The sequence below is a fragment of the Streptomyces sp. NPDC058308 genome (assembly GCF_042880275.1).
Classification (GTDB): Bacteria; Actinomycetota; Actinomycetes; order Streptomycetales; family Streptomycetaceae; genus Streptomyces.
On the sequence record NZ_JBHVZA010000010.1, the window covers coordinates 228,395 to 239,619 of the forward strand.

Annotated in this window: 9 protein-coding genes and 1 tRNA gene; 4 read left to right on the plus strand and 6 right to left on the minus strand. The window is 69.6% G+C overall.

Annotated features, from left to right (window positions below; genetic code table 11):
* Positions 1 to 19: 19 nt before the first annotated feature.
* The 5 genes from ACFVYL_RS16595 to ACFVYL_RS16615 all read right to left on the minus strand — a co-directional run bounded on the left by ACFVYL_RS16595 (position 20) and on the right by ACFVYL_RS16615 (position 6,062).
* Entirely contained in the window at positions 20 to 1,483 is a 1,464-nt protein-coding gene (locus ACFVYL_RS16595) for a peptidoglycan D,D-transpeptidase FtsI family protein (RefSeq protein WP_389716311.1), read from the minus strand.
* Positions 1,480 to 2,913: an FtsW/RodA/SpoVE family cell cycle protein gene (locus ACFVYL_RS16600; protein WP_389716313.1), complete on the minus strand. Its 1,434-nt coding sequence runs from the start codon at positions 2,911 to 2,913 to the stop codon at positions 1,480 to 1,482. Before ACFVYL_RS16600 ends, ACFVYL_RS16595 begins: the two co-directional genes overlap by 4 nt.
* A gap of 26 nt (positions 2,914 to 2,939) precedes the next feature.
* Positions 2,940 to 4,490 carry a Stp1/IreP family PP2C-type Ser/Thr phosphatase gene (locus ACFVYL_RS16605; RefSeq protein ID WP_389716315.1) on the minus strand — a complete coding sequence of 517 codons (1,551 nt, stop codon included), beginning with the start codon at positions 4,488 to 4,490 and terminating at the stop codon, positions 2,940 to 2,942.
* Between the two features lie 131 nt (positions 4,491 to 4,621).
* Positions 4,622 to 5,137: an FHA domain-containing protein gene (locus ACFVYL_RS16610; protein WP_098243670.1), complete on the minus strand. Its 516-nt coding sequence runs from the start codon at positions 5,135 to 5,137 to the stop codon at positions 4,622 to 4,624.
* A gap of 10 nt (positions 5,138 to 5,147) precedes the next feature.
* On the minus strand, positions 5,148 to 6,062 hold the full coding sequence (locus ACFVYL_RS16615) for an FhaA domain-containing protein (RefSeq protein ID WP_389716318.1): 915 nt from the start codon (positions 6,060 to 6,062) through the stop codon (positions 5,148 to 5,150).
* Positions 6,063 to 6,614: 552 nt separating this feature from the next.
* Here ACFVYL_RS16615 and ACFVYL_RS16620 point away from each other — a divergent pair.
* The 4 genes from ACFVYL_RS16620 (at position 6,615) to ACFVYL_RS16635 (ending at position 9,832) form a co-directional block, all read left to right on the plus strand.
* A tRNA-Leu gene (locus ACFVYL_RS16620) sits at positions 6,615 to 6,701 on the plus strand.
* A gap of 199 nt (positions 6,702 to 6,900) precedes the next feature.
* Positions 6,901 to 8,385, plus strand: a complete 1,485-nt coding sequence (locus ACFVYL_RS16625; protein WP_389716320.1) for a DUF2252 domain-containing protein — start codon at positions 6,901 to 6,903, stop codon at positions 8,383 to 8,385.
* A 308-nt stretch (positions 8,386 to 8,693) separates the two neighbouring features.
* On the plus strand, positions 8,694 to 9,437 hold the full coding sequence (locus ACFVYL_RS16630) for a hypothetical protein (RefSeq protein WP_389716403.1): 744 nt from the start codon (positions 8,694 to 8,696) through the stop codon (positions 9,435 to 9,437).
* Positions 9,438 to 9,502: 65 nt separating this feature from the next.
* Positions 9,503 to 9,832, plus strand: a complete 330-nt coding sequence (locus tag ACFVYL_RS16635; RefSeq protein ID WP_389716405.1) for a rhodanese-like domain-containing protein — start codon at positions 9,503 to 9,505, stop codon at positions 9,830 to 9,832.
* A 101-nt stretch (positions 9,833 to 9,933) separates the two neighbouring features.
* Here the strand turns inward: ACFVYL_RS16635 and ACFVYL_RS16640 are convergent, their stop codons facing one another.
* Positions 9,934 to 11,067 (minus strand): acyl-CoA dehydrogenase family protein, encoded by a 1,134-nt coding sequence (locus ACFVYL_RS16640; protein WP_389716323.1) that lies wholly within the window; start codon positions 11,065 to 11,067, stop codon positions 9,934 to 9,936.
* Between the last annotated feature and the right edge of the window lie 158 nt (positions 11,068 to 11,225).

An 11,225-nucleotide genomic window follows, 5' to 3' on the forward strand; every position in this document is an offset into this window, starting at 1 on the left:
GGAGGGGGCGTGATGGGGGTCACTTCTTGCTGTCGATGACCGCCTTCATCACGTCCTTGGCGATCGGAGCCGCCAGACCGCCACCGGAGATGTCCTGACGGCTCGCCTTGGAGTCCTCGACGACGACCGCGACGGCGACCGGCGAACCGGAATCCGTCTTGGCGTACGAGATGAACCAGGCGTACGGGTTCTTGCTGTTGGCGACGCCGTGCTGCGCCGTACCCGTCTTTCCGCCGACGGTGACGTTCGGGATCTGGGCGTTGGTTCCGGTGCCCTTCTCGACGACCGTCTCCATCATTTCCTGCAGCTTCTGGGCGTTCTCCTTCGAGAGCGGCTCGCTCATCTCCTTGGGCGAGTGCTTCTCGATGACGTCGAGGTTGCGCGCCTGCAGCTCGCTGACCATGTACGGCTCCATGAGCGTGCCGTCGTTGGCGATCGCGGAGGCGACCATGGCCATCTGCAGGGGCGTCGTGGCGGTCTCGAACTGGCCGATGGACGACAGCGCGGTCTGCGGCTTGTCCATGTCCTCGGGGAAGTTGGAGGCGTTGGAGCGGACGGGGACGAACTGCTGCTCGTTGAACCCGAACTTCTTCGCCGTCTCCAGCATCTTGTCCTTGCCGAGATCGGAGCCGATCTTGCCGAAGACGGTGTTGCAGGACCACCGCAGCGCCTCACGCAGTGTGGCGTTCTTGCAGGGGATGTTGCCCTCGTTCTTCAGCGGCTGGGTGGTGTTCGGCATCGTCCACGGCAGCGGCGAGTCGGTCTTCTCGTCGATGCCGTCGTACAGGCCGTGCTCAAGGGCGGCCGCCGCCGTGACCACCTTGAAGGTGGAGCCGGGCGGATAGGTCTCGCGCAGCGCGCGGTTGACCATCGGCTTGTCCTTGTCCTTCTCCAGGCTCAGGTACTTCTCGGCTTCCGCGTTCGAGTTGCCCGCGAAGTCGCCGGGGTCGTACGACGGCGTGGAGGCCAGCGCGAGGATCGCGCCCGTCGACGGGTCGATCGCGGCGACGGCGCCCTTGCCCTTGCTCTTCAGGCCGTCGTACGCGGCCTTCTGCGCGGCGGAGTTGAGGGTCGTGACGACATTGCCGCCCTCCTTCTTCTCGCCGGTCAGCATGTCGAGGGTGCGGCGGAAGAAGAGCCGGTCGTCGTTGCCGGTGAGGATGCCGTCGTCGATGCTCTCCAGCTGGGTGGCGCCCATGCGCTGCGAGGAGTACCCGGTGATGGGGGCCCACATGGGCCCGTCCTTCCAGGTGCGCTTGTACTTGAGGTCGCTGCCCGGCGTCGCCTTCGAGCCGGTGATGGGCTTGCCGTCGACGATGATGTCGCCGCGCGGCTGGGAGTAGCGCTCGATGGTGACGCGGCGGTTCTTCTCGTGCTTCGCGAGGGAGTCGGCCTGGACGTACTGGAGCCAGTTGTCCCGGGCGAGCAGGGCGAGGATGAGCAGCCCGCAGAAGATCGCGATCCGGCGCAGGGGCTTGTTCACGGTCGGACCACCTGGGTCATTTCGGCGTCGGGGTTCGGGGCGGGGGAGGGGGCCGGGCGGCGTGCGGTGTCGCTGATTCTGATCAGGATCCCGATCAGGGCCCAGTTGGCGATGACGGACGAACCGCCGTACGCCAGGAAGGGCATCGTCATACCGGTCAGCGGGATCAGGCCCATGACGCCGCCGGCGACGACGAAGACCTGGATGGCGAAGGCTCCGGAGAGGCCGATCGCGAGGAGCTTGCCGAACGGGTCGCGGGCGGCGAGCGCCGTGCGGACGCCGCGCTCGACGATCAGGCCGTAGATCAGCAGGATCGCCATGATGCCGGCGAGACCCAGCTCCTCACCGAAGGTGGCGAGGATGAAGTCGGAGTTGGCGGCGAACTTGATCAGGTCCGAGTGGCCCTGGCCGAGACCGGAGCCGAGGGTGCCGCCGGAGCCGAAGGCCCACAGGGCCTGCATCGCCTGCTCGGAGTGGATGACACCGTCCTGGACGCCGGCCTGGCTGAGCTTGTACTCGCCCAACGGGTCGAGCCATGCCTGCACACGCGTCTGGATGTGCGGTTCGAAGCTCGCCACGGCGACGGCGCCGACCGCGGACATCAGGAGACCGAAGACGATCCAGCTGGTGCGCTCCGTGGCGACGTACAGCATGACGACGAACATGCCGAAGAACAGCAGCGACGTACCGAGGTCCGTCTCGAAGACCAGGATGAGGATCGACATCGCCCAGACGACGATGATCGGCCCGAGGTCGCGCCCGCGCGGCAGGTACAGACCCATGAAGCGGCGGCTGGCCAGGGCGAGGGCATCGCGCTTCACCATCAGATAACCGGCGAAGAAGATCGCGATGACGATCTTCGCGAACTCACCGGGCTGGATGGAGAACCCGCCGACGTGGATCCAGATCTTCGCGCCGTAGATGTTGAGGCCGAGGCCCGGCACGAGCGGCAGGAGCAGCAGGATCAGGGCAGCGACCATGGAGATGTAGGTGTAGCGCTGCAGGACGCGGTGGTCCTTGAGCAGCAGCAGCACACCGACGAACAGGGCGATGCCGATCGCGGAGTACATGAGCTGGTTCGGCGCCGCGGCGCTGAAGTTGGGCAGCTGCTGCAGTCGCTCGGACTGGTCGAGCCGCCAGATCAGCACCAGGCCCAGACCGTTCAGCAGGGTGGCCAGTGGCAGCAGCAGCGGGTCCGCGTATGCCGCGAACTTGCGGACGACCAGGTGGCCCACCGCCGCGAGCAGGCCGAGGCCTGCTCCGTATCCGAGCATGCCGGACGGCACCTTGCCGTCAAGCGCCAGGCCCACGTTCATGTAGGCGAACAACGGGATGACGACCGCGAACGCGAGCAGCGCGAGCTCGGTGTTGCGCCGGCTCGGCGCCCCGATCGCGCCGATCGTCGACGTGTGTGTAGTACTACTGCTCATGGCGTGCAGAGGCCCCCAACGGCTGCTTACTGCTTACCGCACAGCGGGACCAGCTTCTGCTCATCCTCGGAGAGGCTGGGGCCGGGTGTGGGAGTCGGTGCGGTCTTGGACTTGTTCTTGTCGGTCGGGCTGTTCTTGTCGTTCTTCTCGTCCCCGACGGGCGGGGACGTCGTGGAATCCGGGCCCGGCGTCCTGCGCTGGCCGGAGGTGCCTCCGGCTTCGCCCTCGCCCGTCTTGGCGTTGTTCTCGCGCTCGATCTCGCGACGCTCGGCTTCCTTCTTGCAGGCGGAGGCCTGCAGCCCCAGCTCCTCGATCTTGCTCGTGGCCTCGTCGAGGTCGTCCTCGGGGATGGTGGCCTCGACCTGCTTGCGCTGATACGGCGGCAGGTACTTGAGTTCGATCTCGGGGTGGTCCTTCTCGACCTTCGACAGGCTGACCCAGGCCAGATCCTGGTCGATGCCGCGGTAAAGGGCGATGTGCTTGTCGTTCGTGCCCACGTAGTACTGGGTCTGCGTCCAGCGGTAGCCCCCGTAGAGGCCGCCGGCGATGACGGCGAGCGCGAGCACTCCGTAGAGGGATCTCTTGAGCCACTTGCGGCCGCCGCCGGGCTTGACGAAGTCATCGTCGGCGTAGTCCCCGAAGCTGCCCTCGGGGGCGTATCCCGTGGTCTCGCCGCTGCCGGGCGGGCCGAAGCCACCTCCGGAGGGCTGCGGCGGCACCGGGCGGCCGAGGCCCGACGCGCGCCCCGCGGGCGTCTGCATGGAGCCGTCGTCCTGCGCCTGGAGCTGGTTCTCGGCGACCGCGCCGACCACCACGGGGGTGTCGGACAGCTGGCCCGCGAGGGTGTCGCCGCTGTCGATGTCCAGGACGTCGGCGACGATCACGGTGATGTTGTCGGGGCCGCCGCCGCGCAGCGCGAGCTGGATCAGCTCCTGCACGGTCTCCTGGGGGCCCTGGTAGCTCGCGAGGGTGTCTTCCATCGTCTGGTGCGAGACGACGCCGGACAGCCCGTCCGAGCAGATCAAGTACCGGTCGCCGGCGCGCACTTCGCGGATCGACAGATCCGGCTCGACGTGGTCGCCGCTGCCCAGCGCGCGCATGAGGAGGGACCTCTGCGGGTGGGTGGTGGCCTCTTCCTCGGTGATGCGGCCCTCGTCGACGAGGCGCTGCACCCAGGTGTGGTCCTGCGTGATCTGCGTGAGCACGCCGTCCCGCAGCAGGTACGCGCGCGAGTCGCCGACGTGCACGAGACCGAGGCGCTGGCCCGTCCACAGGAGGGCGGTCAGGGTCGTCCCCATGCCCTCGAGCTGGGGGTCCTCCTCGACCATCAGGCGCAGCTGGTCGTTGGCCCGCTGCACGGCGGTGCCCAGTGACGTCAGGATGTCCGAGCCAGGCACGTCGTCGTCGAGCGTGACGAGCGTCGAGATGACCTCGGAACTCGCCACCTCACCCGCGGCCTGTCCCCCCATGCCGTCGGCGATCGCGAGGAGACGTGGGCCGGCGTAACCGGAGTCCTCGTTCCCCTCCCGGATCATGCCTTTGTGCGATCCGGCGGCGAAGCGCAAAGACAGACTCATGCGCACCTCGCCCGTCGGCTCCGGGTACATCCGCACGGTGCCCACCCTCCGGTCGGGAGCGCGCCGGCGTCCAGTGCCTGGACAGCCGTTTCGGCTCGCTCGCTCCGCTCGCGCTCTGTCATGACGTAGTACTACTTCCGCAGCTCGATGACGGTCTTGCCGATGCGGATCGGCGCGCCCAGCGGAACGGGCGTCGGGGTGGTGAGTCGGGTCCGGTCGAGATACGTGCCGTTGGTGGACCCGAGATCCTCGACGATCCACTGGCCGTCACGGTCCGGGTAGATCCTGGCATGCCTGCTGGAGGCATAGTCGTCGTCCAGCACGATCGTCGAGTCGTGCGCACGGCCCAGCGTGATGGTCTGGCCCTGCAGCGCGACGGTCGTCCCGGCGAGGATGCCCTCGGAGACGACCAGCTTGCTGGGGGCGCCGCGCCGCTGGCGGCCACCGCCGCCCTGCTGCCGCTGCTGCGGAGGCGCGGCGGCCTGTTGTTGGCGGGCGGCCTGCTGGGGCCGCTCGCGGCGCGAACCGCGCTGTGTGACGCGCGTTCCGAACAGGTCGCTGCGGATGACCTGGACGGCCACGATCACGAACAGCCACAGAACAGCTAGGAAACCTAGCCGCATGACCGTCAGGGTCAGCTCTGACATTGCCCCCGCTTCACCCTTCGGCTTGCCGGTAAACGATGGTGGTTTGACCCACGACGATCCGCGAGCCGTCGCGGAGCGTAGCGCGGGTGGTGTGCTGCCCGTCTACCACGATGCCGTTGGTAGACCCGAGATCCTGGATCGTCGAGGGCGTTCCGGTCCGGATCTCACAGTGCCGGCGGGATACGCCGGGGTCGTCGATCCGCACATCGGCGTCGGTGCTGCGTCCCAGCACCAGCGTCGGGCGGGAGATCTGATGGCGATTGCCGTTGATCTCGATCCAGCGCCGCACCTGGGCACCCGGAAGTGGTCCGGCGCCGGGGCCCGCGGGCCTGCTCGGTGCCGGGGACTGCCCGCCGGGGCGACCCGCGCCGGGCGGGGGCGCGGCGGGCATGGGAGGTGCGCCTCCGGGGGCTCCGGCGGCTCCGGAAGGCGGCTGCGGGTAGCCATAACCGCCACCGCCACCGCCACCGCCACCGCCCCCACCAGCGCCGCGGCCGGGGGCCGCCGGGGCTCCGGGGCCCGCGGGGGCGCCGTCGGTCGCCTGGGAGGAGCTGGAGGCGAGAGTGCGGCTGCGCACGCGGTACAGGCCGGTGTCGAGGTCCTCGGCCTTCTCGAGGTGAACCTTGATGGGGCCCATGAAGCTGTAGCGCTGCTGCTTCGCGTAGTCACGCACCATGCCGGAGAGCTCGTCGCCCAGCTGGCCCGAGTACGGGCTCAGCCGATCGAAGTCGGGGGCGCTGAGCTCCACGATGAAGTCGTTGGGGACGACCGTCCGCTCGCGGTTCCAGATCGTCGCGTTGTTGTCGCACTCGCGCTGGAGGGCGCCGGCGATCTCGACGGGCTGGACCTCGGACTTGAACACCTTGGCGAAGGTGCCGTTGACCAGGCCTTCGAGACGCTGCTCGAACTTCTTCAGGACTCCCATGGGGCACCTCCTCCGTCGTAGTCATCCTGGTACTGCTTACTGATCGTATCCACGCGCCGGGAAATCGGCTGGTTCCCCCTGTCCGCCCAGTCGACGAGTGTCGCCTCTCACAAGACATGCCCGCACCAGGGTCCTGAGGATCCTCCCAGGACCCCTGAGAGAGCCCTGATCCGTGGCCCCGGAACCCCGTACGGGCAGTTGCGCGGGACGCCTGCTCGAGCCTCCTTTTACAACGGATCGTAGAGGGGGCCCAGAGCCAGTGTCCCGCACCTGGCTGTGGAGCTCACCGGGCTCGGGCGGGTCGGGGGCGGGACGGGCGCTCGTGGGTGGGGCGTGCGGGGGGAGACGGGGGCCGGGTGCCGGGCTGGACGGGTTTCCTCCGGGTGCCGGGCCGGGCGAGGCGAGCCCGCCCCCGGACCGGCCTGCCGGACCGGCCTGCCTGGGCAGGTGCCCCGCCAAACGGATGTGAATCCACCCCCTGCAGCGTGCTAATCTTCTGGATGTCGGCAGGCGCTCGCACCACACAGTGAGAGACCCAAAGACAACACCCATGCGCGGGTGGCGGAATAGGCAGACGCGCTGGATTCAGGTTCCAGTGCCCGAAAGGGCGTGGGGGTTCAACTCCCCCCTCGCGCACCATGAGGAAGCGGTCCTCCCTCGGACGAAAGTCCGGAGGAGGACCGCTTCTTTTGCATGCCCGGACGTGCGAGCCCCGGGGGGGGCGCCGACGGGGGCCGTGATGTATGTCACCGAAGTTATCCACAGGCTCTGACGGCCGGTGGCGGGCGGCGGTACGGTCGAGGCCGGATTCGGGGTTGGCCGATGACCGGCGGGGGCGATGGGCATGGTGGAGCTCGGCGGGAGGATTCCCGGGCAGCGAGGACGACAGGGGCAGCAGGGGAAGCGGCGGGGGCCGGAGCAGCGCGGTGAGCGGGTGCCGCCGGTGCCGGGGTTCGCCGAGTGGCCGGCGCAGGGGTCGCCCAAGCGGGAGGGCAAGGCGCTGCGGGAGCGGGTGCCCCGTGCCTCGCACGCGGAGTTCGCGGTGGACGGCGGGCGTCCCGACCCCGTGGCCGCCGTGCGGGAGTCCAATCGCAGCAGGCTCCCGGAGCTCACGCCGATCCGCGTCGGCAGGATGGCCGCCTCACCCTTCGCGTTCCTGCGAGGCTCCGCCGGACTCATGGCGTACGACCTCGCGCGCACCCCGCTCTCCGGCATCGGCACCCAGATCTGCGGAGACGCGCACGCGGCGAACTTCGGGCTGTACGGGGACGCGCGCGGCGGCCTAGTCATCGACCTGAACGACTTCGACGAGACGGTGCACGGGCCCTGGGAGTGGGACCTCAAACGCCTGGCCGTCTCCCTGGTGCTCGCGGGGCGGGAAGCGGGCGCGGGCGAGGACGTCTGCGGGGAGGCCGCGAGGGACGCCGTCGGGTCCTACCGTCGCACCATGCGGCTGCTCGCGAAGATGCCGGTCCTCGACGCGTGGAACGCCATCGCGGACGAGGAGCTGGTCTCGCACACGGACGCGCGTGACCTGCTCGGTACCTTGGACCGGGTCTCCGAGAAGGCGCGCAAGAACACGAGTGCCCGTTTCGCCGCGAAGGCGACCGAGGCCGTCGAGGGCGGTGACGGCTCCGCCGGGCGGTGCTTCGTCGACGCTCCGCCCGTGCTCCGGCGAGTGCCGGACGCGGAGGCCGCCGCGGTGGCCGGAGGGCTCCAGGAGTATCTGGGCACACTGACCGAGGACCGGCTGCCACTGCTCGCGCGGTACGCGATCCAGGACGTGGCGTTCCGCGTCGTCGGCACGGGCAGCGTGGGCCTCCGGTCGTATGTGGTGCTGCTGCTCGACCACTGTGGCGAGCCACTGGTGCTCCAGGTGAAGGAGGCACGGTCCTCCGCGCTGTTGCCGCACCTGCCGGTGGCCGGTTTCAAGGCGCCGGAGAGCGTCCACGAGGGGCGCAGGGTGGTCCTCGGCCAGAAGCGGATGCAGGTCGTCAGTGACTTCTTGCTCGGGTGGACGACGGTGGGCGGACTGCCGTTCCAGGTGCGGCAGTTCAGGAACCGCAAAGGCAGCGTGGACCCGGCGGCGCTTGCCGCCGACCAGCTGGACGACTACGGCCGCATGACCGGCGCCCTGCTGGCCCGCGCACACGCACACAGCGCGGACCCGCGCCTCATAGCGGGGTACTGCGGCAAGAACGACGAGCTGGACGAGGCGATGGCACGGTTCGCCACGGCGTACGCGGACCGTACCGAGGAGGATCACGCGCTGCTGGTGAGCGCGGTCAAGGACGGACGGGTGGCGGCGGAGACCGGCGTCTGAGGGCCGGAGGACGGGGCCTGAGGGACAGGGATCGGCGTCTGTGGCGCGGGTTTCCGGGGGCCGGGGCCACGGTGGCCTACCCTGGACGGGTGACGATCCCGGAAGCCGAGCCGACGCAACCCGAGACTCCTGAGACTCCCGCAGAGGGGGCACAGCGGTCGGGTGCAGAAGGGCGGCTCAAGGAGCAGCTGAAAGCGCGGCTCAAGGAGCGGTCCGCCGCACGGTCCGAAGAGCGTTCCGAGCAGCGTGCGCAGGAACGCGCTGAGGAACGCCCCGAGGAACGCCCCGAGGAACGCCTCGAAAGAGCTGTGCGCGCGGCCGAGCAGGCGCTGATCGAGTACGAGATCGCGCTGGAGACCTTCCGTGTGGAGGTGGAGAACTTCTCCCGCCTGCACCACCAGAAGCTCGGTCCGATGTACGCACGCCTCGATGAGCTGGACGCGCAGATCGCCGAGGCCACCGCGGCCCGCACTGGCGACGCGGAGGACCGGCGCAAGGCGGAGGAGGCGCGGGCGCGGGTGATGCCGATGCCGGGCGTCGAGGAGCTGTTCCACGGCTGGATGGACGGCGACGGGCTCTACCCCGAGGCCGCCGCGATGCTGACCGATCAGTCCGTGCGGCCGCCGCAGCGGGTGCGCCCCGGCGAGGAGGCCCGCAAGCTCTACCGCGAGCTGGCCCGCAAGGCGCATCCGGATCTGGCGCAGGAGGAGGGCGAACGACAGCGGCGTGAGGAGTTCATCACGCGCGTCAATGCCGCGTACGCCCGCGGTGACGAGGCGTTGCTGCGTGAGCTGTCCGAGGAGTGGGCCGCGGGGCCCGTGCCCGAGGAGCAGCGGCTCACCCACAGCGAGGAGCTGTACGCCCGGCTCGAATGGCTCTCCCAGCGCAAGGAGCTCCTCTCGGTCCTCGCCAAGGAGCTTGAGGAGAGCGCGATCGGCGGAATGCTGCGGCTCGCCCCCGACGACCCGGACGCGCTCCTCGACGAGATCGCCGAGCAGTTGCTCACCCAGGTCGCCGAGCGAGAGACGGAGCTGGCTCGGCTGACCGCTTAGGGCCTTAGTCCGTCCGTCGGGCGGCGGTGGTCGGGTAGCGTCGGGGCATGGCTTTCGGATCTCATGTGCCCACGGTCGGCGTCGACGACCTCGCGAACGGTGACTTTCTGCTGGACGTCCGGGAGGACGAGGAGTGGAAGGCCGGGCATGCCGCGGACGCACTGCACATTCCGATGAGTGAGTTCGTGGCCCGCTACGGCGAGTTGACCGAAGCCGCACCGCAGGACGGCAAGGTCAATGTGATCTGCCGGTCCGGCGGGCGCTCCGCTCAGGTCACCATGTACCTCGGGCAGCAGGGCATCGACGCGGTGAACGTGGCCGGTGGCATGGAGGCCTGGGCGGCCTCCGGGCGGCCCGTCGTGGACGACGAGGGCCAGCCGGGCACCGTGGTCTGAGGCCGGTCGTTTTTCCGGCCTTGTTTTTTCCAAGGCCGGTCACTTCTGGGGCAACCGCTGTTTCTGAGGCCGGTCGTTCCTGGGTCCTTGAGGCGTGCGGGCTAGCCGAGGGCGTGGGCGGCCAGTAGGTCGCCCAATGCCTCCTCGTGTGCCGCGGCCGGGCCGAGGGAGAGCTCCAGTTGCTTGGCCCAGGCGTGGTAGCGGTGCAGAGGGTAGTCCGTGTCGGCGCCGAAGCCACCGTGCAGGTGCTGGGCCGTCTGTACGACCCTTCGTACGCCGTCCGACGCCCAGATCTTTGCGACCGCCACGTCTCCCGCGGTGGGCAGGGCGCCGTCCGCTCCGGTGCTGATGCGCCAGGCGGCCTGCCAGAGGGTGACCTCCATCGCGCGCAGGTCGATGTAGCGGTCGGCGGCCTGCACGGCCACGGCCTGGAAGGTGGCCACCGGGTGGCCGAACTGCTCGCGCTTGCTGGTGTATTCGCTCGTCATGCGCAGAACACTTTCGCCCAGGCCGAGGGCGAGCGCGCAGGTCCCGGTGGTGAGTAGATCCCGCAGCCGGTCCCAGGCGCCGTCGGCCTCGATGACGTCGGTCGCGGGGACGCGTACGTCTTCCAGGCGAAGCTCGGCCAGGCGCTCGCCGCTGGTGGAGAACTGCTCGGCGAGCGTGAGGCCTTGCTGTTCGCGGGGGACGAGCGCGAGGACGGTGTGGCCCTCCGGCGTGTGGGCGGGCACGACGACGAGGTCGGCGTTGTACGCCCAGGGCACACCCGTCTGCAGGCCGTCCAGGAGCCAGCTGTCGCCGTCCTGCTGTGCGGTGACGGCCAGTTCGGCCGGGTCGTGTCCGGTGCGGCCGTGGGCGGCGGCCGTCAGGACCAGTTCGCCACGGGAGGCCGGGGCCAGGACCTTGCGCTTCAGCTCGTCGCCGCCGTGGGCCTGTACGACAGCTGTGGCTGCGCTGCTCTCCAGAAGCGGCACCCGCGCGAGCACCTTCGCGGCCTCGCGCAGCACCAGGCACAGCGCGATGGGGTCCAGGCCCACGCCGCCGTGGTCGGTGTCGATGAGTACGCCCAGCAGGTCGGCGTCGGCGAGCCGGGACCACAGGGCGCGGTCGAAGTCCTCGGCGACGGCACCGGGCGTGAGGGCGGGGCTGGGCACTCCGTCCGGCACGACGTCGGCGAAGAGTGCCTTCGCCGCCTCGACCACGGCCTGCTGTTCCTCGGTGAAGGTGAAGTCCACTGCCAGTCCTCCCGCGCACCGGTCGGCCGACGTCTCCGCCGCCTCTTCCGCTTCTCTTGACCTGATTCTCTGCACCTGACGGGGCGTCAAGATAGAACAGGTTCTATGGGAAGGGAACAGGGAGGGAGGGAGGAAGGGAGGGGTGTGGGGGTGGGAGC